Source organism: Candidatus Paceibacterota bacterium (assembly GCA_041666545.1).
Lineage (GTDB): Bacteria > Patescibacteriota > Minisyncoccia > Phycocordibacterales > JBAYGS01 > JBAYGS01.
The window spans coordinates 25,228-46,876 of record JBAYGS010000005.1 but is presented as its reverse complement, the minus strand read 5'-3'; the positions used below and the strand labels follow the sequence as shown (position 1 = coordinate 46,876).

The window sequence follows — 21,649 nt, the reverse complement described above, 5'->3', positions numbered from 1 at the left end:
TGAAGTTCAGAAGTTAAGAGTTAAGACTTCCAAACTTCCAAACTTTTAAACTTAAAACTAACCATGAAAACTTACAAACCTACAAGCAAATCGCGCCGACACATGACTTCGATTGAATATCGAAAGTTCATTACCAGTTCGGAGCCGCATAAAGGTTTGACCTCGGGAAGTTTCCGATCGGTTGGCCGAAACAACCGTGGCCGAATTACCACTCGTCATAAGGGTGGTGGACACAAGCGTCTGCTTCGAGATGTGGATTTTCTATACGAAAAATACGATATTCCGGCCAAGGTTTTGACCGTTGAATACGACCCAAACCGAACCGGTTTCATCGCCCTCGTTGTCTATGCTGACGGTGAGAAGCGCTACATCTTGGCTCCAAAAGATTTGAAAGTCGGCAGTACCTTCATCGTTTCTGAAAAAGCTGAAATCAAGCTTGGCAACCGTTTGCCTTTGAAGAACATCCCAGTTGGTACCTTTGTTTACAATGTTGAGCTCAAGGCTAGGGGCGGAGGTAAAATTGCTCGCAGTGCCGGAATTTTTGCTGAAGTGATTGCTCATGACGCCGGTTCAGCTCACCTTAAGATGCCGTCGACTGAAGTCCGAAAGGTCTCTGATCAGGCCTGGGCGTCAATCGGTTCTGTTTCCAATGATGAAAATTGGTTGGTGAATATTGGTAAGGCGGGACGATCTCGCTGGTTGGGCATTCGACCGACTGTTCGAGGTTCGGCTCAAAACCCGGTAGACCACCCATACGGTGGTGGTGAAGGTAGGCAAGGCCGAGGTCTAAGACGCGCCAAGACTAGATGGGGCAAGCCGTCAGGCAAGGGCCAAAAGACCCGAACTCCAAAGAAGTATTCAAACGTTTTCATTGTTTCTCGAAGAAAAGTGGGGAAGAATCGAAATCAAAAGTTGTCTTAGTTAGCTTGATTAGCCGGATAGCTTCATTAGCCCCGACGCTCGTCGGACGAGGCCGGGGTCCCGACCAAGGCGTCGGGGCTTACTTAGAAGAAATAAAAAGGCCCGCGACTGCTGTCGCGGGCCTGTCCGTTTGCTACGCCACCTGCCTAAAGTCGTGTGGCGCTGAAGAAGATTTCCACACGGTGTGGTTCAGGGTTGCTGCTCACCGTGACCCGGACCAGGCCTTTCCAGGCCTTTGCCAGTTGGGCGCAGACCCCCAAGACATGCGCCGAGTCGTTCAAAGGTTCACCAAATCGCATCTGACGGCTGGAGAAACCATAATGGAAAAGATCATCAATCACCCCATTTTCGTGAATCCATTCGCGAACTGAAGGTGGGGCGGTATTCAAAAGGTATTCCTTGATAGGCTTGTCTCGCGCGTCCTGCTGCAGGATCTTCGCGGCCATTTCTGTTGCCAGGCCGGCTCGAAAACCAACCGATGCGCCGACGCTTCCGGGGGCGATGTGTACATTGTTCATGTTGTCTCCTATTCGTTTTTTGTTTGTTGCCAAATTCCAACTCTATTAGTATTTTATCATACAATATGTCAGATTGTCAAGTGCGTGAAAACTCCCTTATTTTGAGCCTATACTTATACTTTATACCTATACCAGCCCAGAGTTGCTCTTTAAAATGACTTATGCTAAGCTATCCGTCTAGCTCGTTTGGAGCTTTTTACATAAAGGGCGTAGTTTTGGTGTTGTCTCTGATAACTACAAACTACTCACTACCAACTAACCTATGACACGATCGCTTAAGAAAGGACCATATGTCGACGAAAGGCTGCTAAAGAAGATAGCAGGCAAGCGTCCTGAAAAGTCTGAACCAATTAAGACTTGGTCTCGGGCCTGCCAGATTTCTCCAGAAATGGTTGGTTTTAAGTTTGCCGTTCATAATGGCAAGGATTTTATTGAAGTTTTGATTTCTGAAGACATGGTTGGCCATCGATTGGGCGAATTTTCTTTAACCCGCAAGTTCGTTAAGCACGGCGGTAAGATGCAGAAGGAACTCGAGGCTGCCAAGAAGCAAGCCGAGATTGCCTCTGCGCAGGCTGCTAAAGCTTCAACCGAAGCTAAGAAATAGTTAAGAACCCTTACGAATAGGGCATGCGAATAAAACAATGACAACAATTACCGCAAAACTGAATAATTACCGACAATCACCACGTAAGGTTAGACTTGTTGCCGATTTGATCAAAGGCAAGCCGGTTAATTTGGCGATTGCTGAATTGGATTTTTTGGCCAAGCGAGCTAGCGCCCCGATTAAAAAATTGCTAATGTCAGCGGTAGCCAATGCCAAGAATAGTCAAAACCTGTCCGCCGAGAATCTTAAGGTTAAAGGTGTCACTGTCGATGCTGGGGTGATTTTAAAGCGAATCATGCCGCGAGCTCGAGGTAGCGCTTCCGGTATCAATAAGCGAACTAGCCATATTACCCTAGTTCTAAGCGAACTGGAGAATAACCAAACACCAAAAACCAAGAAACAAATTAAGAGCAAAGGAAACAGTTAGTTTGGTGATTGTTTCTTGATTATTGATTATTTAACTATTATGTCCCACACCGTTCACCCATATTCACATCGTCTAGGTATCATTCGTGATTGGAAGTCACGCTGGTTTGGCGTGGGTGATATGTACAAGAAGTCTCTGAAGGAAGATATCAAGATCCGCGAATATTTGGCCAAGCGGCTACGCGGATTTTTTGTTAGCTCGGTAGAAATCGAGCGAGGCACCAAAACTTTGCGAATTATCATCAAAACTTCTCGTCCGGGTATGATTATCGGCCGAAGCGGGGAAGGCGCCGTCAAGTTGAAGGAAGATTTGGCCAAGTTGGTTCTTAAAACCGGCAAGCCGATTACTCATCAAGAGCTCAAGCTTGATATCGAAGAAATCCGCTCACCGGAATCAAATGCCGCGATTGTCTCTCAAATGATTGCCGAAAGCATTGAAAAAAGAATGCCTTTCCGTCGCGTGATGAAGCAGGCGATTGAGAAAGTTATGGCTAACCGAGATGTTAAGGGCGTTAAGGTTTACTTGGGTGGCCGTTTGGGTGGTGCCGAAATGGCCCGCTCAGAAGAGCTCCGCAAAGGCCAAGTCCCACTTCAGACTTTGCGTGCGGATATCGATTTTGCCAGAGAGAAAGCTCATATGGACTACGGTGATATCGGCATTAAAGTTTGGATTTACCGAGGTGAGATTTTTGCCGACAAGAAATAATTTTCATTTTAATTTACTAACATGTTTGTCCCAAAGAAAGTAAAATTTAGAAAATGGCATACTGCTCGTAAGAATGCCGACTACTGGCTAAGGCCGGAAACTCGAGGACTCAAATTGTCTTTCGGTTCTTTTGGTTTGAAAACTTTGGGCCACGCTCGTATCAGGTCAAATCAGTTGGAATCGGCTCGAAAAGTTATTTCTCGCTCACTCACCAAATCCGGCAAGATGTGGGTTCGAGTTTTCCCGGACCGACCATATACTCAAAAGCCGGCCGAAGTGAAAATGGGTAAAGGTAAAGGCGAACCGCAGGGTTTTTGTGTTGAGGTGCGCCCAGGCCGAGTGATTTTTGAAGTCGACGGTATTCCGGAGGTTGAGGCGGCCGAAGCTCTCCGCAAAGCGGGTTCCAAGTTGCCGGTCAAAACTAAGTTTGTCAGCCGAGTCTAATTTGAAATAAAATGTCCAACGAATTTAAAAACAAAACTGATGCCGAGCTTGTTGCGATGCTTTTAGAGAAGCGCGAAGCTGTTCGAGCTTTCCGTTTCGGTATTGCCGGTAGCAAGAATCGCAACATGCGAGAGGGGAGAAACCTGAAGCGAGAGATTGCCAAAATTATGACCGAGCAGAATCAAAGAAAGAACAGCAAATAGACAGTTTAACTGCTTTAAGCTAAGATACACTTTCATTTATTATGAAGCCAAAAACCAACAAACCAACAGAAACTCCTAACCGTCGCCCTCGGGTTATTCAAGGTGTGGTCTCTTCAGACAAGATGAAAGACACTGTTTCGGTTGTGACCAATCGCTATGAAAAGCACCCGAAATACGGCAAGTACATGAAGATTTCTAAGAAGTACTTGGCCCACGATCCGGGTAATACCAAGAAAATCGGCGATAAGGTGACCATCGAAGAGTGCCGCCCGATTTCCAAACGCAAATCTTTTAAAATTGTCTAGGTATTTTCTTTTCTTCAACTACAAACTACAAACTACCAACTACTCACTACTAACTAACCAATATGATTCAACCACGCACCATTGTGAAAATCGTCGACAACTCCGGGGCTAAAATCGGACGCATTTTCAAGGTGCTCGGTGCCTCCAAAAAGCGCTACGCTTCAATCGGTGACCAGGTGGTTTTGTCAGTTCAGAAAGCCGAACCAAGAAAGGCGGTAAAGAAAAAGGATGTCTTGCAGGCGGTAGTGGTTCGTCAGACCAAGGCCCTAAGACGCCTGGACGGTTCCTATGTCCGTTTCGATGAGAATGCTGTGGTGATTTTGGAAAAAGGCAAGATGGATCCGATTGCCGGCCGTGTTTTTGGACCGATTCCTCGAGAATTGGCTGAAAAGGGTTACCAGAAAATCGCTTCTTTGGCGGCTGAAATCGTATAACACGACACCAATTCACTAATTAAGACGAATGACACGAATCTAAGAATACATATATGAGAATCAAGAAAAATGACAATGTAATGGTGATTGCTGGCAAAGACCGGGGTAAAACCGGTAAGGTGCTTGAGGCGCTACCTGCCGAAAACCGTATTCTGGTTGAGGGTGTCAATGTCAAAAAGCGACACCAGAGACCGAGGAAGAGCAATGAGAAAGGTCAGATTATTGATGTGACCTTGCCGATCCATGTTTCCAATGTTCAGTTGGTGGAGGGTGGCAAGCCAGTTCGAGCCGGTAAGAAGTTGATTGACGGCAAACTGATTCGTGTCAGTAAAAAAACCGGTTCAGCCATCTAGCTTGGGTAATCTTGAGACTTCCAAACTTTCAAACTTTTCAACTTCTAAACTAACTAATTATGAATACCAAAGAAAAACAGAATAAGGCTTTTGAATCGCTGAAAGGTCAGTTTGGCTTCAAAAATCCGATGCAAGCGCCACGCCTCTCCAAGGTGGTGATTTCGACCGGCGTCGGCTCTCTTAAAGATAAGAAAAAATTGGAATTGATTGCTGATCGTTTGGGTAAAATTACTGGCCAGAAGGCCGCTCCTCGTTCTGCCAAGAAATCAATCGCCACCTTCAAGTCTCGAGAAGGCGATTTGGTTGGTTATCAGATCACGCTTCGGGGTGCTCGGATGTACGGCTTTTTGGACAAACTTTTAAATGTGGCCCTGCCTCGAACCAAAGACTTTCGTGGACTTAATGCCACCGCCATTGATGATATGGGCAATTACACTATCGGCATCAAAGAACACACAATTTTCCCTGAAACTTCCGATGAAGAGTTGAAAGATGTTTTCGGTCTCGCTATCACAATCGTCACCACTTCCGGCGACAAAAAATTGACCAGAGCTTTTCTAGAATACTTAGGTTTTCCTCTCAAGAAATAGAATTAGGAATAAAGATTCATGATTTAGGAATAAGGACAGACAAAAACGGCCAGTAGGCCGTTTTTGTCTGCTTGGCTTGTGCCGATTTATCGAGGCCTTGGTTGCTGATGAGCTTTCTAGGAATATAGGGTGAGAGTCAAGGCGCGCAACGCAGTTGCGCGCCTTTTATCTTGTCTTCTCCCGTGCTTTTTGACTTTTGGACCCATTTCCCATACCTATACTTATACCTTATACCTATACTTTTGCCGGCTGGCCTATTCGTGTGCCCTATTCGTAAGGGTTCTCAACCTGCCTTGCATTCTTCTTCTTGGTTTGCTAGTATACGCGGACAAGCTTTTGCAAGCTTTTTTAATTTATTATGGCAAAAACATCAGTAGTAGCAAGATCGTTAAAGAAACCGAAATTTTCCACTCGGGCTACTAACCGTTGTTTCCGCTGTGGTCGCAAGCGCGGCTATATGCGAGACTTCGACCTTTGCCGTATTTGCTTCCGCGAGTATGCCAACGAAGGCATGATTCCGGGAATCAAGAAGTCATCATGGTAGTGGAAAATGTAAATCTCAAAATGAAAAATGACAATGCAAAATTGAATAATTTTCAGAATCTAATTTTAGATTTTAAATTGCAATTTTCCATTTTGACCTTTCAATTTTAAATTATTTTATGGATCCAATCGCTGATTTTCTAATCAAAGTTAAGAATGCCGGCCTCGCAGGTCGGGGAAGTGTTGTGGTACCTCATTCGGCGATTAAGGAGTCAATTGCAGATATTTTGGTTAAGAACGGTTTTCTCAAATCAATTGCCAAGAAGCGCAAGAATAACCACAAGATTTTGGAGGCTGAAGTCGAATATGCCGAAGGTAAGACACCTCGAATCAACGATGTGGCCCGTGTCTCCAAACCGTCCAAGCGCGTTTACCAGGGCGCCAAAGAAATCCGATCTTTCAAGAGCGGTTTAGGCTTGATCGTGCTCTCGACCCCAAAAGGAATTTTGACCGATAAGGAGGCCAAGAAAGAAAAAGTCGGTGGCGAAGTTTTATTTAAAATCTGGTAATAGTTGAGAACCCTTACGAATAGGGCACACGAATAAATTAATTATCATCATGTCCAGAATCGGCAAAAAACCAATTGCAATCCCAAACGGCACGACAGTGTCGGTTTTGAACAATGTTGTGAAGGTCAAGGGTCCTTTGGGCGAGCTCTCAAGAAACTTCCGACCGATTATCGGCATTGCTATCGATAATAATCAGGTTATCCTTACTCCAAAGCGCACCGGCGTTGAGGTGAGTGCGATGTGGGGAACCGCTTCTTCGCATGTCAACAATATGATTAACGGCGTCAACAAGGCTTTTGAGAAAAAGTTGATTTTGGAAGGTATCGGTTTCAAATCTGAAGTCAAAGGCAAGAAAATGGTTTTTAGTCTTGGTTTTTCTCACCCGGTGGAGATGGACATTCCGGAGGGTCTAAAAGTGACTGCCGAGAAGAACTTGATCACTGTTTCAGGTATTGATAAGGAATTGGTCGGTCAGTTTGCCGCCAAAGTCCGCGATTTGAAGAAAGCCGAGCCTTATAAGGGTAAGGGTATGAGATATGAGAAGGAAGTCATTCGTAGGAAGGAAGGCAAGAAAGCAGCCTAGAGGGGTATATAGTATTAGGTATATGGTATAAGGTATGAAAGCCAAAGATAAAATTCAATGAAAAAGCCAACATCAAAACTAAAAAGAGATCGACGCCATAAGAAAATTAGGGCCAAGATTTTTGGCACCGAAGCCAGACCGCGCTTTTCGGTTTTTCGTTCCAATAAATATATCTACGCCCAATTGATTGATGATGCTACCGGTAAGACTTTGGTAGCCGCTTCCTCAATGAAAGCTCCGGGTAAAACCGTTTTGGAAAAAGCTAAGGCTGTTGGTTTAGAGTTGGCCAAATTGGCCATGGCCAAGAAGATTAAGACTGTCGTCTTTGACCGAGGAGGCTTTATTTACACCGGCAAAATCAAAGTCTTGGCCGATAGTGCCAGAGAAGGCGGTTTAGTGTTTTAATGAGATTGTAATCGAAATTTTAAGTTAAGAACCCTTGCAAATAGGGCACACGAATAAAAACATTATGAAAGACGATACCAAACAAAATGCAGATGTGGCGAAAGTTGCCCCGACTACTCCCGGAGCTCTACCGGCTGCCGATTCAAGAAATGCTCGACCGGTGAGGGGCGGTTTTGGTAATCGTCCGGAAAGACGAGGTGGTCCGCGCCGTGGTGGTACCAGGCCGGAGAGAGTAAAGCCGGAATTTGATCAGAAAATCATTGATATTAGACGCGTTTCCCGAACCGTGGCCGGTGGTAGACGCTTTGCTTTCAGTGTTGCCATGGTTATCGGTAATCGCAAGGGTCAGGTTGGTGTCGGATTGGGTAAAGGCGGCGATACTGCCTTGGCGATTGAAAAGGCTAATCGTGAAGCCAAGAAAAATTTAATTACTGTCCCGATGACAAAGAGCTCCTCGATTCCTTTTGAAGTTGCCGCTAAGTATGCAAGCTCGCGAGTGATGATTATGCCGGCTCGAGGTAAGGGAATGGTTGCCGGTACTTCTATTCGAAATGTTATCGAGCTTTGCGGTTTGAAAGATGTTAACGCCAAGTTGCTCTCTGGTAGCAAAAATCGACTGAATAATGCTCGCGCCGCCATGAAAGCTTTGTCGGAATTGAGCCGACGCAAAATGATTTTGAAGAAGTTCGAAAGTGCTAAAGTCAGTAAATAAATTTTATGCAACTCCATAATTTAAAACGACATACTAAGCGTAAAAATTGGCAGCAAATCGGCCGAGGCGGTAAGCGGGGCAAGACTTCCGGCCACGGTGGTAAGGGTCAGACCGCCCGCGCCGGCGCCAAGGTTCGCCCGGAAATTCGCGATATGATTAAGCGTATTCCGAAACTGCGCGGTCGTGGCCGAAACAGCAATGTTGGTATCCAAGTGGCTTTTGTGCCGGTCAATGTCGGCTCACTTGATAAGTTTTTCTCGGCCGGCGTCGCAGTTACTCCGAAAGAAATTTTAGCCTCTGGTTTGATTGCTTTGAAATCCGGCAAGTCGCCAAAAATCAAAATCCTAGGTGATGGCGAATTGACCAAAGCCTTGAATATTTCCGGTTGCGCCTTTTCAGGGAGTGCCAAGGCCAAGATTGAAAAGGCGGGAGGCAAAATAGTCTAACACGACACCAATTACGAATTTAAGCGAATGACACAAATAAATTCAAACCCAAATTCGTGTAATTCGTCCTCATTCGTGGATTAGTGTCGAGTGCCAAAATGAACAACTTTCTAGCCAAAACCAAATTAGTCCTCCAAGATAAGATTTTGCGCCAAAGGATTCTTTTTACTTTGGTGGCTTTGGCAGTTTTCCGACTATTTAGCGTGATCCCAATCCCGGGTGTTGATGCTTTGAAGCTCGAACAGTTCTTCTCGGGCAATCAATTTTTGGGTCTTTTGGATGTATTTTCTGGCGGTGGTCTATCGACTTTGTCGATTGTGATGCTTGGTGTCGGCCCTTACATTACCGCTTCAATCATCATGCAGCTTTTGACGATTATGTCACCGAAGCTGAAGGCGATTTACCATGAAGAAGGGGAGGCTGGCCGCAAGCGTTTTGCCCAATACTCAAGGCTACTTACAGTGCCTCTGGCTTTAATCCAGGCTTTTGGTTTTCTTCTTCTCTTGGAGAAACAAGGGGTTGTGCCAGGTCTTGAAACTTTCGGATTCGTGACTAACATCATGGTAATTGTCGGTGGCTCAATCCTTTTGACCTGGCTCGGTGAGCTGATTACTGAATTTGGTATCGGTAATGGTGTTTCTCTCATCATTTTTGCCGGTATCGTGGCCAGAGTACCGGTCGCAATTTCCCAACTATCTTTTACTTTTGAAGTCTCACAAATCCCAGTCTATTTGGCATTCTTAATTATCGGACTCCTGGTGATTGTGGGTGTGGTGATTATTACTGAAGCCGAGCGGCCGGTGCCGATTACCTATGCCAAGCGGGTACGGGGGATGAAGATGTACGGCGGGCTTTCCACTTACTTGCCTTTGCGAATCAACCAAGGCGGTGTGATTCCGATTATTTTTGCCCTTTCAATTCTTTTGTTTCCGCAAATGATTTTCACCTTCTTGGCTAATACCGGCAACCCGATTGTCGTCTCAATTTCGACTTTTATGGTTCAACTGCTCTCACAAGTTTGGCTTTACGCTCTCCTGTATTTTATTTTGGTTGTTCTTTTCACTTATTTCTACACGGCTGTCACTTTTGAGCCGGAATCAATCGCGACCAATCTCCAGAAGGGTGGAGCTTTTATTCCAGGTGTCAGACCGGGCCAATCGACGACCGAATATTTGGCTAAAATTGTCACCAGAATTACGCTGGTCGGTGCTGTCTTCTTGGGTGTAATTGCTGTTTTACCACTTGCTGTTCGAGCCTTTACCGGAATTTCCGCTTTGGCTATTGGAGGTACGGCGCTTTTGATTGTGGTCTCCGTGGCTCTTGATTTGATTAAGAAAATTGATGCCCAGATTTCGATGAGGGAGTACTAGAAGAAGCCCCGACGCTTTGTCAGACAAAGGTCGGGGTCCCGACTTCTGACATCGGGATTTGTAGTGAGTAGTGAGTAGTGGGTAGTTTGAGATAGAGAAAAACCGCCGAAGTCCCTTTGGGACTTCGGCGGTACTGCTCTATCTTTTTATTGTGAGATGGTTTGCGGTTTTGGCCTTGGCTCTCATCTCATCTCTTTTTTGATGCTCGGTCACTGATTCGAAGACCAAAAAAAGAGTTAGGATGAACATGAGGCCAGCTACGCTCGCGTACAAGCTTTCCCATTTTCGGTTTTTGGCCTCGGTCAGTTTGTAGACGAATATCAAGCAACCAAGGAAGCAGCCAATTCCCAAATAATCAATCATTTTTGCCCTTTCTCACACTAATTTAGCCAATTTGGGGCCTTTGGTCAATTAAAAACCGCGCTCGCTTCCGGAGAAGCTCGCGCGGGATGTGAATCGGTCACTTGGCCGTAGCCGCAGCGACATTGTTGGTGGGGAGCTTTTCCGCCACGAACATGAAGTATATCGGGTGGTTATTAACCACCACCTCGACGGCTTTCATTACAATCGGCTCGCCAACCTTGAGTCCGGCGTTCATGAGGACAGGTGTCTGGCCAAGATCGGTCTTTCTGTCCGAGCTGTGGATGATCACTACCCCCAGGCCGATTCCGTCGGCAATGTTGGTCGGGGATTGTAGAACATTGCCAGCTCCCCGGTACTCCGAGTTAACCTCGAGTTTGTAATCTGCCGGCAGATCACTTTTGGCCAGATTAACGTTTTTGGACCCGGCCGCCGAGCATAGAAGCAAAATGATCCCAGAAGCAAAGAACAAGCCGGCCATCCTGATGCTGTTCTCTTCGCGGATTACCGCCTTAAAAATGAGGCCGATACCAATAAGTGCTAGGATCTTACCGACGATCGTCGTAATTACCACATAGTTAGTCATATTGATTTCCTCCGATTTCTGTAACCCGCTTGGCGGGTAGGTTGTTGAGTTTCTGTGCACTAAAATGCTAAAGGACTTTACTGCCTTTGAGTGTATCATAATATCGGCAAAAAGTCAAGTCCTATTTAAGTCTCCAGTTTCTTGTTATTATGTCTCCATTAACTACTCACTACCCACTGCTAACTACAAACTAATTCATGCATTCCTTCATCTTCATCGGCCGTTCCGGCTGTGGCAAAGGTACTCAAGTCGAATTGCTTGGCGAATATTTAAAAAAACAAAATCCGGAAACGGAAGTTTTTCATTTGGAGAGTGGGGCCGAATTTCGGGAATTTATTAAGGGGGATACCACGACTCAAAAAATTTCCAAGCAGATTTATGACGATGGCGGTTTACAGCCGGAATTTCTCTCGGTCTATATGTGGGCCAAGATTCTTTCGACCAAATTTAAAAACACCGAACACTTGCTGATTGATGGCACCCCGCGCCGACTTCATGAGGCTGGCGCACTTCATTCGATTTTCGGTTTCTATAAAAGGGTCAAACCCTATGTGATTTATATCAATGTTTCTCGAAAGTGGGCCGAAGATCGCCTTTTGGCGAGGAAAAGAATCGATGATAATGCCGATGATATCAAAGCTCGTTTGGATTGGTTTGAAAGTGAAGTGATGCCGGTAGTTAAATATTATCAAAGTCACCAAGACTATAATTTTTTGGATATTAATGGCGAGCAGACGATCGCAGATGTTCAGGCGGAGATAGTAAATAGGCTTGACTTAAAAGTTTAACTCAAAAATTTGAGAATTAAGATTAAAACCGAGGCTGAAATTGCGATTTTGCGGGAGGGTGGGAAGCGCCTGGCTTTTATCCTGCACGAAACTGCCAAGCAGGTAGCTCCAGGAGTCAAAGTCAAAGATTTAAACACCTTTGCTCACAAACTGATGGTTCAAAACGGTGATTCACCGGCTTTCCTAAACTACCAGCCGTGGGGCGCGAGTCGACCTTACCCGGCTTCTCTTTGTGTCTCCGTAAATGACGAAGTTGTTCATGGTATTCCAAATGAAAGAGACCGAAGTCTTGAAGATGGGGATATTGTGAGCTTGGATGCCGGTCTTAAACATAAAGGACTTTTTACTGATATGGCGATTACGGTGCCGGTAGGAGAAGTTGATCCGGCGGCTAAGAGGTTGTTAAAAACTACCGAACAGGCCTTGAGTATCGGTATCGCGGCGGCGCAATCAGGCAAGCGAGTCGGGGAAATTGGTACCGCGATTGAAAAATTTGTGAAAGGTAAGCATTTTGGCATTGTCGAGACTCTTTCCGGTCACGGTGTCGGTTATCAGGTCCACGAAGATCCTTATGTGCCGAACTTTAAGATGCAGGCCCAGGGTCCAATTATGCGTCCCGGTCTCGTGATTGCGATTGAGCCGATGTTGAATGAAGGAACGGCCGAAGTGATGCTTGGTCGTGACGGCTATACCTACAAAACTGCTGACGGCTCGCGGAGCGCTCACTTTGAACACACGGTGGTAATTACCGAAAACGGCCCGGAGATTTTGACTTCATAGGCTTCTTCAAAACCGGCTAATTCCGGTTTGATTGAAAGCTTTATTTTTGATATCATCTGTTCATGACAAACAGAGAATTTACAGCTGTTTATAAAAAAAGCGGTAAGTGGGTGGTTGCATGGGTGGAAGAAATCCCGGGCATCAATACTCAGGGCCGAACCAAAAAAGAAGCTTTGGAAAATCTGAAAGAAGCGGCACTTTTAGTTTTGGCTGAAAATAGAAAAATTATTTCATCAAAGTCGAGAGGTTTTTCACGAGAGCTGTTCTCTGTCAGTCTTGCTCGCTAGGTAATGAAGCGGCGCGATTTAATTTTGTACTTGCGTCAAGGCCATTGCCATTTGGTCCGCGAAGGCAAAAAGCATTCAGTCTTTAGAAACTTGGATAATAATAAGATTTCGACCGTTCCGAGACATCGAGAAATAAATGATTTTCTAGTTTCTAAAATCTGCAAAGATTTAGGGCTGGAAATTGGCAGATTTAAAAAATAATCCCATGGAAAGATTTGACGATTTAGTAAAACCTGAAGGTTTGGAGACCAAAGCTGAATTTGGGGAGATTTTTGCTGCTATTTCTGAAGCGATTGCTGAAGGCCGTTCACTGGATGATTTTTCTAAAGCTCGGATTATGCTCACGGAGGCGAAAGCCAGAGCGGAGAGACTGACTGATGAGGCCGATCAAGAACTGAAAGATCAAGTTAAGTCATTGATTGCTGACTACGAACAAGTCATTACTCCTTAGGTATTTAATACTTCGGCACACGACACAAATACACGAATTGAGACGAATGACGCGAATATCCGCACGACCTATTCGTAAGGGTTCTCAACTGTCTTTTTATTCGTGTGTGCGTATTCGTGGTTTCGCTATTCGCGTACTTTATTCGTGTGCCTTATTCGTAAAGGTTCTTAACAACTTTTGAATCCGCGCCAAGACGCGGTATAATTTTGTTATGGCCGAGAGCCTTTTGTCATCTCCGGAAAAACCTTTTTCTTCACCTCATGAAGAGATTGCCTTTTTGCGCAGTGAGTTGGCCAAAAAAGAGAGTTTGGCCAAGGCCTCTTCCGTTGAGCGGCTGGAGACAGAAAAAGAAGTTATCCGTGCTTACCAAGAAATGCCGGCTACGGCGGTAATTGCACCGGAAAGGGTAATTTCCACTGAAGCGGCCGAGGCGATTGTGCTCAAACTTTCCCCCGAAGCTCACGATCGGAAAATCGAAGAATTGTTGGGTATTTTGCAAGAGAAAGGATTGAAGAATGCGCTCACGATTTTGGACAAGCTCGATAATCTCCACCTCGAAGACGACTTTCATCGTTTTATTTCCGAGTACCTCCGTGCAGGTTATCCGATTGCCGGTTTCGAACCCAAAAGCGCACTTTGGCGACCACTTCACCTGACCCTTTTTGAGATTCTTTTACCTGAGGCCAGCACCGAGGATGGCAAGAAAAATCTAAAAGAGCAGATTTCCAGCATGGAGCAACTTTACTCCGGACTTTTGGCAATCACGAACGACGGCGATTCCGACAAAAATTACTTTTCTTTTGAAATTGCGAATTCCAATGAGAGCGAAGAGTCAGTGATTTACGCGGCGGTGCCGATTAGCAAAGCCGATTTGTTTGAAAAACAAGTGCTTTCAGTTTTTCCTGATGCCAAAATCAGCGAGAAGCATGATGACTACAATATTTTTAATGAAAAAGGGGTGGCGATTGGTGCCTACGCGGATTTGGTCAAAGAATCGGCCTTTTCTCTCAAGACCTATGAGAATTTTGATTACGATCCTCTCAACATTCTTTTAAATGCCTTCTCCAAGATTAGAAAAAGTGGTGAGGGTGCGGCCGTCCAGTTTTTAATCAGGTCGTCTGATGATTTTTACATTAAGCGCTATAAACGGGCCATTGCCAAGATTCAAGAAGGGGTGAAAGTCAGTGAGGCGGTAGTCGGCTCAAAAGGCCTTGGGACACATTTCGTTGAATTTTTCAAAGGTGTGGAGAAGCCGAAGAAAAAAGATGATGGCACGCCACCGATAATTGATAAACAAGCCGTCGACAACATCACGGCCAAAACTAGCAGTACAATCGCGGAAGTGGTTATCCGCATTGTTGTTTCGGCGGATACGGTTTTGCGGGCCCGAGAAATTTTGTCTCACCTGGAGTCAGCCTTCAATCAGTTGGAAGATACTCACGGCAATAAAATCCAGTTTATCGAGAAAAAAGGCTCGATTCAGAAATTGTTGCTTAGGAATTTCGCCTTCCGAGTTTTTACCGAAGATCAGATTATGCCTCTCAACTTAAAAGAGCTTACTACTCTCATCCATTTGCCGACGACGAGTGGTAAGGCCTCGCCTCAACTCAAACAGACTAAGGCTGGCACAGCTCCGGCACCACTCGAGCTTTCTCAAACCGGCACGATTATCGGGGTTAATCGCCACCGCGGAGCTGAGACCAAAGTTTTCATGGCCAAGGAGGACCGTCTGCGCCATTTCTACACTATCGGCCAAACCGGTACCGGTAAATCGACTTTGCTCAAGAATATGGCGGTGCAGGATATTCTAAACGGAGAGGGTGTTTGCGTGATTGACCCGCACGGCTCTGATATTCAGGATATTCTGGCAACGGTCCCGCCAAACAGATACGAAGATGTCATCTATTTCGATCCGGCCTATACCGCGAGGCCGATTGCTTTGAACATGCTTGAATATGATACCCGCTTTCCGGAGCAAAAAACTTTTGTAGTCAACGAGATGATGTCGATTTTCAATAAGCTGTTTGATATGAAAACGGCCGGTGGTCCGATGTTCGAGCAGTATTTTAGAAATGCCACGATGCTCGTCATTGAAGATCCGGAGACGGGGAATACTTTGCTTGATGTTTCGCGTGTGCTTTCCAACAAAGCTTTTCGTGAGCTGAAACTTTCCCGTTGCAAAAATCCGATTGTCGTCCAATTCTGGCGCGAGATTGCCGATAAGGCCGGCGGGGAGGCCTCGCTTGCCAACATCGTGCCTTACATCACGAGCAAATTTGATGTCTTTTTGTCTAACGAAATCATGCGCCCGGTGATTGCTCAGGAGAAATCCTCCTTTAATTTCCGGGAAATCATGGATAAGAAAAAGATTATGCTGGTCAATCTTTCAAAGGGTAGGCTCGGCGACATCAATGCCAACTTGATCGGCCTCATTTTGGTTGGCAAGATCTTAATGGCCGCCTTGTCTCGTTCAGATTCGTTTGGTCAAGATTTACCGCCTTTCTATCTCTACATCGACGAATTTCAGAATATTACCACCGATTCGATTGCCACTATTCTCTCCGAGGCGCGCAAATACAAACTTGGCCTAAATATTGCTCATCAGTTTATCGCTCAACTTGATGAAAAGATTCAAGATGCCGTCTTCGGTAACGTCGGTTCAATTGCTGCCTTTCGGGTTGGGGCCGATGATGCCGAGTATCTGGAAAAACAGTTTGCTCCAGTTTTTACGGCTCGCGACATTATGAATTTGGACAACCGCAATGCCTATTTGAAACTCTTGGTAAACGGGAAGGCCGTCAAACCTTTTAGCATCGAGACTTTGCCACCGGCTAGAGGCGATTTGGCTAAAGTGGAAAAATTGAAGGAGCTTTCTTATCTCACTCACGGCAAAGACCGGGCCGAGGTGGAAGCGGAGATTATGAAGAAATACCAGAAGGGAAGTATATAGTATTAGGTATAGGGTATATGGTATAGGGAAAAGAATTAAAAAAACCGGCGCGCGGCGCGCCGGTTTGTGCTGAAACGATTCCTATTCGAAGACGCCGGCGACAGTAAGCCGTCGTGTTTCCCAATCCATGACCGATTTCAAGTCTCCGATTAAATCATCGTTGCTGAGGTACTGCTGAGCGGCCTTTAACCACCTCTGGCTCCTCTCATAAGACTTGAGCTGTGAGGCCGGTTTTAGGGTGTAATTGGTTCGCAGATTGTCGAGGCGGTCGGCAGTCTTGATTTTCAGAGGGTCAAGGTCGCCGTTTCTCGCGCACATTACAACCCGAACGAGAAGCTCGTCTTCGCCACTCTCTGTGTCTCCAAGGACGGGGTCGAGGGTGCAGGCCTGGGTGAGAGCCAAAACTCGCTCGCCAAACAGTCGGTGAATCTCGACGGCAGTGACCGCAGTGTCCTCGAGTAGGTCATGGCAGAAGCCGGCAAGTACTACCTCAATGGGGCAAGCGTAGGTGATTAGGGAAAGCCCGACTCGGAGCGAATGGGTTGAAGCGGGAATCGACATCCGGCCGGTCCGGATTTTCTCGGCAAAAGCTGTCATTACCAACTGCATTGCCAAGTTGATTTTTGCAGGAACATTCATAGTATTCTATCCTTTCTCTTTGGTCACCCTAACATACTAGGTATCAGATGTCAATCCCTCGTCCTGAGGTAGATTTTGAGCTAGAATGTCTTCATGTCGTTTCTACTGACTACTTACTACTAACTACTCACTAACTTATGCCTCATCCCAAAAACGAAAGAACTCTAGTGGTTATCAAGCCGGATGGTATTCAGCGGACTCTAATCGGCGAGATTATTAAACGTTATGAAAGGTCCGGGCTTAAGATGGTAGCCCTAAAAATGATGACGGTTAGTCCGGAGTTTGTCGAGAAACATTATACTCTTGATCCGGAGTGGCGAAGACTTACCGGCGAGAAAAATATTAAAGCCTACCAGGACAAGGGGATGAAGCACCCTTTCGAGGGCAATCCTTTCAAAGTGACGGAGATGATTTTAGCCAAGCTCAAAAAATATCTTTCTTCCGGCCCGGTGATTGCGATGGTCTGGCAAGGGGCTCATGCGGTTGCAATTGTGCGCAAGATTACCGGCGGGACCGAACCTTTGACCTCCGATGTTGGAACGATTCGGGGGGATTTTGTTTTAGATTCTTACAAAATGTCCGATGATGATGTTCGGGCGGTCCGCAATTTGGTCCACTCGGCCGGCTCGGTTAAGGAAGCGGAAAATGAAATCATGCACTGGTTTAAAAAAGATGAGCTTATTGACTACAAATTGGTTCAAGAGCAGATTCTTTACGATGCTAATTTGGAGGGAATCTTGGAGTGAACACGACACAAATACACGAATGGAGACGAATGACACGAATAAAAAGTGGATAAAGCCGTAACCGGCTTTATCCACTTTTTGTGCACAGCTTATACACCGGTTTATCAACTTTTAGTGTTGACAAATCGTTTTTTATGCTATAATGGGAAGAGGATGGTTAACTGCCAAGATATATTAAAAAATTTTTAGGGATTCAAACTAAAGCAAACAGCTGAGCGTCTCCGGATCTTCAAATGTTTGTCTTTGCGAAGCCCACTTAAACTTAACCTTGTGCAGTGCTATCCTCCACTTACACAGCAACCACAGCGATGTGGTTGCTGTCTAAATTAGAAACTTTCTAAACATCCGCTCATGCGGTTTTTTCTTTACCCGAACAAATCTCTGAATTTGTTTTAAGGTCTCCCTTCTCCATACCATATACCATATACCTAATACTATATACTTCTGCTTGGCCGCGTGCTTTAAATTGTTATCCACTGTTCTATCGTGACACCCACGGAGTTATAATAAGTTGGGTTACTGAAGATTAACTCTCTAAATAAATTTTCAGGGAGTCTGGAGTTGGCAATTACCTTGGTCTTTGCCACAGGACACCCACCTAGCTTTACTAGGGAATAATCTTTGGTAACCCACTTTAGACTGCGAGCTTCGGCTCGCAGTTTGTATTTGGTATAATGACTAGTATGAAAGAACGCGAAAAACTGGCGCTTTTTTTATTAAGCCTGATCTGGCTGGTTTTAACCTTACATCTTTCGGCGCTTAACTTGTTTCTTTACTGGCGACTGTGGTGGTATGACAACATCGTCCATTTTTTGGGAGGTTTTTGGCTATCTGGCGCCACCATCTGGTTTATTTATTACTCCGGTTATACCAAGTGGAGGCCAACCTTGAGTCGTTTGTTGCCGATTGTCCTCGGTAGTGTGCTTCTGATTGCCGTCGGCTGGGAAATTTATGAATACGCATTGGGGGCAACCTACGGCGGTGAAGGCTATATTTTGGATACCACTTTTGACCTAGTTTCGGATATTGTGGGCGGGTTTATCGGCTACTATTTGGTTTCTAGATTTACCAATCATTTGTTAATTAATCAGCAAAACAATGTCTAATAAAAGTGCGATTACTTTCTACGGCGGGACGGGGACAGTGACCGGGGCGAATTTTCTTTTGGAGACTGGCGGACGAAAATTTTTGATTGATTGCGGGATGTTTCAAGGTACGCCTGACTCAGATACGCGGAATAGTCAGCCGTTTGATTATGACCCCAAAGAGATTGAAATTTTGTTTGTCACCCATGCCCACTTGGATCATATTGGTCGGATTCCTTTTTTAATTAAAGAGGGTTTTAGGGGGAAAATTCTTAGCACGCCGCCAACTAAAGAGTTGACGGCTCTGATGCTTGAGGACACGGTTAATCTTTTGGACCGAGAAGCGAGGGCGAAAGGCGTTTTGCCACTCTATGGCAAAGCGGAGATGCTCCAGGCCCTTAATCTTTGGCAGACTTTTGATTATCACGAAACGAAAGAGCTTGGCGACGGCCTGGGCGTCACCCCGAAAGACTCGGGCCATATTCTCGGTTCAGCGATGTACGAATTTACCAAGAATGGCAAGAAAATTGTTTTTACCGGGGATTTGGGTAATACCCCGACACCACTCCTTAAAGATACCGAACCGCTCAAGGGTGTTGACTATTTGGTAATGGAGAGTGTCTATGGCGATCGTAATCATGAGTCACAGGAAGAACGGGTTAACAAATTAAAGCAGGCGATTGAGGTGACCGTCAAAAGGGGAGGAACCTTGGTGATTCCGGCCTTCTCGATGGAAAGAACCCAGGTCTTGATTTATGAGATTAACAAAATGGTTGAAAGTGGTCAGCTAAAACCGGTGCCAGTTTATTTAGATTCGCCGCTCGCTATTCGGGTGACCGAGGTTTATCGCCATTCGCAGGAAAATTTTAATGATGATGTAAAAAAGGCCATTTCTCTGGGTGATGAAATTTTCAAATTTCCGCTTCTGAAATTGGCCCACACAACTCAAGAATCTTTGGCGATTAAAAGGCATGATGGGCCAAAGGTGGTGATTGCCGGCTCCGGCATGTCGATGGGTGGGCGGGTTTTGATGCATGAAAGAGACTATTTGCCGGATTCGAATAGTATGATTCTACTCCCGGGTTACCAATCGGTCGGAACTCTTGGGCGAAAATTGCAGAATGGTGAAAAGGAGGTGGAAATCGAGGGGGAGAAAGTGGCGGTGCGAGCGGAAATCCGTGAGATTCATGGCTTTTCTTCACACAAAGATTCGGAACATCTTTTGGATTTCGTGGCCGAGACGGCCGAGTCACTTAAGAAAGTTTTTGTGGTAATGGGTGAGCCGAAGGCAGGTATGTTCTTGGCTCAAAGGATTCACGATTATCTAAATGTGGAAGCAATTTATCCCGAAGTCGACCAAAGATCCGAAATAGATTTTTAGGAATTAAAAAACGGCGGAAGCGAAGCTTCCGCCGTTGGTCTTTGAAGAACCTTGAGTGCCTACCTCGCGTAAGGTTTGCACACCCGAGTTTTGGCGCCCCAGAAGGTGACACGCACCACCTTGCTCGCTTGGCCAGTGATGGTCAGCGGTTTTGGCAGGTGACTGGTGTCAACCTTGGCTGGCACCGATTTAAGAGACATCTCTTTCATCAGCCAGTTGGTGTAAGGATCAGGTTTGGCCAGTTCCATCTTGGCAGCCTCTTGAGCGGCCTTTTTCTTCTGTTCCTTCTGTAGGGTCTTGATGGTCAAGCGGTCTTGTCGGTATTTTCGGTACCAACGGCCCAACTTATCCCAACCCGGCATTACTGGCACAAACCGCCAGATCATGATGGCCAGGAATGCCACAACGAAAATTGTGGCAAAACTTAGATTGAAGCTCCTGGTGACATGAGACATCTCAACATTCCGCAAGATGTTCCAGCTTATTAAGCCAGCGAGCAGTATCAAGGTTGCCTCGATCCCGGTTACCGGCATCGTAGCCTGAACTTTGTACGGATAACTCGTGTCGACTTCCCAGACACGATATTTGTAGTTATCGCCCCGATTGATGTTCATATCTCCCAATGTCCAATCGAGGATCGGCCTCGAGAAGAACATTGAGATATTCTCCAAAATTCCGGCCGGTCTCCAGCCGAGATAGAGGACGAGTAGGCGGAGACTTATCGCAACTGCAGACACAATTGTCCCGACCGTGAGACTGAAGGCCCAGCCGATAAGCCAGATGAGGGTTTTCGGTAAGGCGTAAAACAAAAGGCGCTTGCGATATTCACATTGGTCACGCGGGCCCTTTGAGCACCAACGGTTGGCGCACCGGTAGAGAAATTTCATGACCGGATTCTCACTCACCTTGGCGAAGAGATTTTCCGGGACTTCAATTTCCGCGACTGCGGCGCCGACACAGATCCATTCGCTCTTGCTGTCATCGTTTGCTAGCTCGAGAATCGCTCGCCAGGTAAGACTGGTGCGGTATTCATAACTGTTTCTGCATGTTACGAGCAGGCCTTCCAAATTTTGTCGGAATATCGCCGCCTGCTTTTCAGGCGGGTCGTAGGAATTTTCTTCCTGGCTGTTCGACAGAGCGACGACGGCAATTCGGTGTTTGCCGGGCGAATAAATCTGGAGGTACTCAATCACCCTTGAGACTGGGACAATTCTTCGACGTCCCGAATCTCCCCGAAATGTCTTTTCCTCGCACTTTGCCTCGTACTCGGTCTGCTCAATGATGAGTAGGTGAGTCGGCTTGCGTTTGGCGACAGCTTCGGAAAAGCCCCACTGGATTGGTATGGTGGCCGAGTCCATTCTGGTGCCTCCGCCGTTTAAGACAATCTTCATGCCGGTTTGTACCGGTTTTGCTGGTGCTTCAGTTTGCATTTTTTGCTCACTTTCTTGCCCGAGCAGGTCAGACCTGCTTTAGGGCCTTTGTTTTCAAAGCCTATTTTTAGGCTTACGGTTCTGTCCCAGAAAT

The 21,649-nt window shown here is 45.9% G+C and carries 31 protein-coding genes; 26 read left to right on the top strand and 5 right to left on the bottom strand.

All coding sequences use genetic code 11. The features are described from left to right. The first annotated feature begins 63 nt into the window (after nt 1-63). Entirely contained in the window at nt 64-921 is an 858-nt protein-coding gene (rplB, locus tag WCT25_04345; protein ID MFA6536626.1) for a 50S ribosomal protein L2, read from the top strand. A gap of 146 nt (nt 922-1,067) precedes the next feature. On the opposite strand, the gene WCT25_04340 is transcribed toward rplB, so the two are convergent. Continuing rightward, nucleotides 1,068-1,472: a hypothetical protein gene (locus tag WCT25_04340; protein MFA6536625.1), complete on the bottom strand. Its 405-nt coding sequence runs from the start codon at nt 1,470-1,472 to the stop codon at nt 1,068-1,070. A gap of 229 nt (nt 1,473-1,701) precedes the next feature. Here WCT25_04340 and rpsS point away from each other — a divergent pair, with 229 nt between their 5' ends. The 16 genes from rpsS (at nt 1,702) to secY (ending at nt 10,072) form a co-directional block, all read left to right on the top strand. Then, nucleotides 1,702-2,043: a 30S ribosomal protein S19 gene (gene rpsS / locus WCT25_04335; GenBank protein MFA6536624.1), complete on the top strand. Its 342-nt coding sequence runs from the start codon at nt 1,702-1,704 to the stop codon at nt 2,041-2,043. A 37-nt stretch (nt 2,044-2,080) separates the two neighbouring features. Then, a complete protein-coding gene (gene rplV, locus WCT25_04330; GenBank protein ID MFA6536623.1) occupies nt 2,081-2,470 on the top strand; it encodes a 50S ribosomal protein L22 in 390 nt (129 codons plus the stop codon). A gap of 39 nt (nt 2,471-2,509) precedes the next feature. Further along, nucleotides 2,510-3,175 carry a 30S ribosomal protein S3 gene (rpsC, locus tag WCT25_04325; GenBank protein MFA6536622.1) on the top strand — a complete coding sequence of 222 codons (666 nt, stop codon included), beginning with the start codon at nt 2,510-2,512 and terminating at the stop codon, nt 3,173-3,175. Between the two features lie 21 nt (nt 3,176-3,196). Then, on the top strand, nt 3,197-3,619 hold the full coding sequence (gene rplP, locus WCT25_04320; protein MFA6536621.1) for a 50S ribosomal protein L16: 423 nt from the start codon (nt 3,197-3,199) through the stop codon (nt 3,617-3,619). Nucleotides 3,620-3,630: 11 nt separating this feature from the next. Then, nucleotides 3,631-3,822, top strand: coding sequence for a 50S ribosomal protein L29 (rpmC, locus tag WCT25_04315; GenBank protein ID MFA6536620.1), 192 nt, complete (start codon nt 3,631-3,633; stop codon nt 3,820-3,822). Nucleotides 3,823-3,863: 41 nt separating this feature from the next. Next, nucleotides 3,864-4,127 (top strand): 30S ribosomal protein S17, encoded by a 264-nt coding sequence (rpsQ, locus tag WCT25_04310; GenBank protein MFA6536619.1) that lies wholly within the window; start codon nt 3,864-3,866, stop codon nt 4,125-4,127. Nucleotides 4,128-4,189: 62 nt separating this feature from the next. After that, entirely contained in the window at nt 4,190-4,561 is a 372-nt protein-coding gene (gene rplN / locus WCT25_04305; GenBank protein ID MFA6536618.1) for a 50S ribosomal protein L14, read from the top strand. Between the two features lie 53 nt (nt 4,562-4,614). Further along, nucleotides 4,615-4,914 (top strand): 50S ribosomal protein L24, encoded by a 300-nt coding sequence (rplX, locus tag WCT25_04300; GenBank protein ID MFA6536617.1) that lies wholly within the window; start codon nt 4,615-4,617, stop codon nt 4,912-4,914. Nucleotides 4,915-4,973: 59 nt separating this feature from the next. Further along, nucleotides 4,974-5,504: a 50S ribosomal protein L5 gene (gene rplE, locus WCT25_04295; protein ID MFA6536616.1), complete on the top strand. Its 531-nt coding sequence runs from the start codon at nt 4,974-4,976 to the stop codon at nt 5,502-5,504. Nucleotides 5,505-5,862: 358 nt separating this feature from the next. Beyond that, nucleotides 5,863-6,048, top strand: coding sequence for a type Z 30S ribosomal protein S14 (locus WCT25_04290; GenBank protein ID MFA6536615.1), 186 nt, complete (start codon nt 5,863-5,865; stop codon nt 6,046-6,048). 118 nt (nt 6,049-6,166) lie between these two features. Next, on the top strand, nt 6,167-6,556 hold the full coding sequence (gene rpsH, locus WCT25_04285) for a 30S ribosomal protein S8 (GenBank protein MFA6536614.1): 390 nt from the start codon (nt 6,167-6,169) through the stop codon (nt 6,554-6,556). A gap of 49 nt (nt 6,557-6,605) precedes the next feature. After that, nucleotides 6,606-7,139 (top strand): 50S ribosomal protein L6, encoded by a 534-nt coding sequence (gene rplF, locus WCT25_04280; GenBank protein MFA6536613.1) that lies wholly within the window; start codon nt 6,606-6,608, stop codon nt 7,137-7,139. 57 nt (nt 7,140-7,196) lie between these two features. Beyond that, the gene (gene rplR, locus WCT25_04275; GenBank protein ID MFA6536612.1) at nt 7,197-7,544 is read left to right on the top strand and encodes a 50S ribosomal protein L18; all 348 of its coding nucleotides are present in this window, start codon (nt 7,197-7,199) and stop codon (nt 7,542-7,544) included. A gap of 64 nt (nt 7,545-7,608) precedes the next feature. Continuing rightward, nucleotides 7,609-8,256: a 30S ribosomal protein S5 gene (locus WCT25_04270; GenBank protein MFA6536611.1), complete on the top strand. Its 648-nt coding sequence runs from the start codon at nt 7,609-7,611 to the stop codon at nt 8,254-8,256. Nucleotides 8,257-8,261: 5 nt separating this feature from the next. Then, the gene (locus tag WCT25_04265; protein MFA6536610.1) at nt 8,262-8,702 is read left to right on the top strand and encodes an uL15 family ribosomal protein; all 441 of its coding nucleotides are present in this window, start codon (nt 8,262-8,264) and stop codon (nt 8,700-8,702) included. Between the two features lie 98 nt (nt 8,703-8,800). After that, nucleotides 8,801-10,072 carry a preprotein translocase subunit SecY gene (secY, locus tag WCT25_04260; GenBank protein ID MFA6536609.1) on the top strand — a complete coding sequence of 424 codons (1,272 nt, stop codon included), beginning with the start codon at nt 8,801-8,803 and terminating at the stop codon, nt 10,070-10,072. 138 nt (nt 10,073-10,210) lie between these two features. On the opposite strand, the gene WCT25_04255 is transcribed toward secY, so the two are convergent. Then, entirely contained in the window at nt 10,211-10,435 is a 225-nt protein-coding gene (locus tag WCT25_04255) for a hypothetical protein (protein ID MFA6536608.1), read from the bottom strand. A gap of 97 nt (nt 10,436-10,532) precedes the next feature. Beyond that, on the bottom strand, nt 10,533-11,018 hold the full coding sequence (locus WCT25_04250; protein ID MFA6536607.1) for a hypothetical protein: 486 nt from the start codon (nt 11,016-11,018) through the stop codon (nt 10,533-10,535). A gap of 197 nt (nt 11,019-11,215) precedes the next feature. Between WCT25_04250 and WCT25_04245 the strand changes: the two genes are divergently transcribed. From WCT25_04245 to WCT25_04220, 6 genes are all read left to right on the top strand, one after another. Next, nucleotides 11,216-11,806: a nucleoside monophosphate kinase gene (locus tag WCT25_04245; GenBank protein MFA6536606.1), complete on the top strand. Its 591-nt coding sequence runs from the start codon at nt 11,216-11,218 to the stop codon at nt 11,804-11,806. A 9-nt stretch (nt 11,807-11,815) separates the two neighbouring features. Continuing rightward, on the top strand, nt 11,816-12,586 hold the full coding sequence (gene map, locus WCT25_04240) for a type I methionyl aminopeptidase (GenBank protein ID MFA6536605.1): 771 nt from the start codon (nt 11,816-11,818) through the stop codon (nt 12,584-12,586). 62 nt (nt 12,587-12,648) lie between these two features. After that, nucleotides 12,649-12,873: a type II toxin-antitoxin system HicB family antitoxin gene (locus WCT25_04235; GenBank protein ID MFA6536604.1), complete on the top strand. Its 225-nt coding sequence runs from the start codon at nt 12,649-12,651 to the stop codon at nt 12,871-12,873. A 3-nt stretch (nt 12,874-12,876) separates the two neighbouring features. Next, nucleotides 12,877-13,074 (top strand): type II toxin-antitoxin system HicA family toxin, encoded by a 198-nt coding sequence (locus WCT25_04230; GenBank protein ID MFA6536603.1) that lies wholly within the window; start codon nt 12,877-12,879, stop codon nt 13,072-13,074. A gap of 4 nt (nt 13,075-13,078) precedes the next feature. Then, on the top strand, nt 13,079-13,324 hold the full coding sequence (locus WCT25_04225; protein ID MFA6536602.1) for a hypothetical protein: 246 nt from the start codon (nt 13,079-13,081) through the stop codon (nt 13,322-13,324). Nucleotides 13,325-13,535: 211 nt separating this feature from the next. Continuing rightward, complete coding sequence (locus tag WCT25_04220; protein ID MFA6536601.1) at nt 13,536-16,274, top strand: TraM recognition domain-containing protein; 2,739 nt, start codon at nt 13,536-13,538, stop codon at nt 16,272-16,274. Nucleotides 16,275-16,355: 81 nt separating this feature from the next. Here the strand turns inward: WCT25_04220 and WCT25_04215 are convergent, their stop codons facing one another. Further along, entirely contained in the window at nt 16,356-16,913 is a 558-nt protein-coding gene (locus WCT25_04215) for an HD domain-containing protein (GenBank protein MFA6536600.1), read from the bottom strand. Nucleotides 16,914-17,050: 137 nt separating this feature from the next. Between WCT25_04215 and WCT25_04210 the strand changes: the two genes are divergently transcribed. From WCT25_04210 to WCT25_04200, 3 genes are all read left to right on the top strand, one after another. Then, nucleotides 17,051-17,659 carry a nucleoside-diphosphate kinase gene (locus tag WCT25_04210; GenBank protein ID MFA6536599.1) on the top strand — a complete coding sequence of 203 codons (609 nt, stop codon included), beginning with the start codon at nt 17,051-17,053 and terminating at the stop codon, nt 17,657-17,659. Nucleotides 17,660-18,342: 683 nt separating this feature from the next. Then, nucleotides 18,343-18,765: a hypothetical protein gene (locus tag WCT25_04205; protein MFA6536598.1), complete on the top strand. Its 423-nt coding sequence runs from the start codon at nt 18,343-18,345 to the stop codon at nt 18,763-18,765. Beyond that, entirely contained in the window at nt 18,758-20,125 is a 1,368-nt protein-coding gene (locus tag WCT25_04200) for an MBL fold metallo-hydrolase (GenBank protein ID MFA6536597.1), read from the top strand. The genes WCT25_04205 and WCT25_04200 overlap by 8 nt, the downstream gene beginning before the upstream one ends. A gap of 59 nt (nt 20,126-20,184) precedes the next feature. Here the strand turns inward: WCT25_04200 and WCT25_04195 are convergent, their stop codons facing one another. Then, on the bottom strand, nt 20,185-21,555 hold the full coding sequence (locus tag WCT25_04195) for a hypothetical protein (GenBank protein ID MFA6536596.1): 1,371 nt from the start codon (nt 21,553-21,555) through the stop codon (nt 20,185-20,187). Between the last annotated feature and the right edge of the window lie 94 nt (nt 21,556-21,649).

Bases quoted from the DNA above. Each gene is read 5' to 3' on its own strand.
- rplB (MFA6536626.1), top strand. From the start codon at position 64: ATGAAAACTTACAAACCTACAAGCAAATCGCGCCGACACATGACTTCG.
- rpsS (MFA6536624.1), top strand. From the start codon at position 1,702: ATGACACGATCGCTTAAGAAAGGACCATATGTCGACGAAAGGCTGCTA.
- rplV (MFA6536623.1), top strand. From the start codon at position 2,081: ATGACAACAATTACCGCAAAACTGAATAATTACCGACAATCACCACGT.
- rpsC (MFA6536622.1), top strand. From the start codon at position 2,510: ATGTCCCACACCGTTCACCCATATTCACATCGTCTAGGTATCATTCGT.
- rplP (MFA6536621.1), top strand. From the start codon at position 3,197: ATGTTTGTCCCAAAGAAAGTAAAATTTAGAAAATGGCATACTGCTCGT.
- rpmC (MFA6536620.1), top strand. From the start codon at position 3,631: ATGTCCAACGAATTTAAAAACAAAACTGATGCCGAGCTTGTTGCGATG.
- rpsQ (MFA6536619.1), top strand. From the start codon at position 3,864: ATGAAGCCAAAAACCAACAAACCAACAGAAACTCCTAACCGTCGCCCT.
- rplN (MFA6536618.1), top strand. From the start codon at position 4,190: ATGATTCAACCACGCACCATTGTGAAAATCGTCGACAACTCCGGGGCT.
- rplX (MFA6536617.1), top strand. From the start codon at position 4,615: ATGAGAATCAAGAAAAATGACAATGTAATGGTGATTGCTGGCAAAGAC.
- rplE (MFA6536616.1), top strand. From the start codon at position 4,974: ATGAATACCAAAGAAAAACAGAATAAGGCTTTTGAATCGCTGAAAGGT.
- WCT25_04290 (MFA6536615.1), top strand. From the start codon at position 5,863: ATGGCAAAAACATCAGTAGTAGCAAGATCGTTAAAGAAACCGAAATTT.
- rpsH (MFA6536614.1), top strand. From the start codon at position 6,167: ATGGATCCAATCGCTGATTTTCTAATCAAAGTTAAGAATGCCGGCCTC.
- rplF (MFA6536613.1), top strand. From the start codon at position 6,606: ATGTCCAGAATCGGCAAAAAACCAATTGCAATCCCAAACGGCACGACA.
- rplR (MFA6536612.1), top strand. From the start codon at position 7,197: ATGAAAAAGCCAACATCAAAACTAAAAAGAGATCGACGCCATAAGAAA.
- WCT25_04270 (MFA6536611.1), top strand. From the start codon at position 7,609: ATGAAAGACGATACCAAACAAAATGCAGATGTGGCGAAAGTTGCCCCG.
- WCT25_04265 (MFA6536610.1), top strand. From the start codon at position 8,262: ATGCAACTCCATAATTTAAAACGACATACTAAGCGTAAAAATTGGCAG.
- secY (MFA6536609.1), top strand. From the start codon at position 8,801: ATGAACAACTTTCTAGCCAAAACCAAATTAGTCCTCCAAGATAAGATT.
- WCT25_04255 (MFA6536608.1), bottom strand. From the start codon at position 10,435: ATGATTGATTATTTGGGAATTGGCTGCTTCCTTGGTTGCTTGATATTC.
- WCT25_04250 (MFA6536607.1), bottom strand. From the start codon at position 11,018: ATGACTAACTATGTGGTAATTACGACGATCGTCGGTAAGATCCTAGCA.
- WCT25_04245 (MFA6536606.1), top strand. From the start codon at position 11,216: ATGCATTCCTTCATCTTCATCGGCCGTTCCGGCTGTGGCAAAGGTACT.
- WCT25_04235 (MFA6536604.1), top strand. From the start codon at position 12,649: ATGACAAACAGAGAATTTACAGCTGTTTATAAAAAAAGCGGTAAGTGG.
- WCT25_04230 (MFA6536603.1), top strand. From the start codon at position 12,877: ATGAAGCGGCGCGATTTAATTTTGTACTTGCGTCAAGGCCATTGCCAT.
- WCT25_04225 (MFA6536602.1), top strand. From the start codon at position 13,079: ATGGAAAGATTTGACGATTTAGTAAAACCTGAAGGTTTGGAGACCAAA.
- WCT25_04220 (MFA6536601.1), top strand. From the start codon at position 13,536: ATGGCCGAGAGCCTTTTGTCATCTCCGGAAAAACCTTTTTCTTCACCT.
- WCT25_04215 (MFA6536600.1), bottom strand. From the start codon at position 16,913: ATGAATGTTCCTGCAAAAATCAACTTGGCAATGCAGTTGGTAATGACA.
- WCT25_04210 (MFA6536599.1), top strand. From the start codon at position 17,051: ATGCCTCATCCCAAAAACGAAAGAACTCTAGTGGTTATCAAGCCGGAT.
- WCT25_04205 (MFA6536598.1), top strand. From the start codon at position 18,343: ATGAAAGAACGCGAAAAACTGGCGCTTTTTTTATTAAGCCTGATCTGG.
- WCT25_04200 (MFA6536597.1), top strand. From the start codon at position 18,758: ATGTCTAATAAAAGTGCGATTACTTTCTACGGCGGGACGGGGACAGTG.
- WCT25_04195 (MFA6536596.1), bottom strand. From the start codon at position 21,555: ATGCAAACTGAAGCACCAGCAAAACCGGTACAAACCGGCATGAAGATT.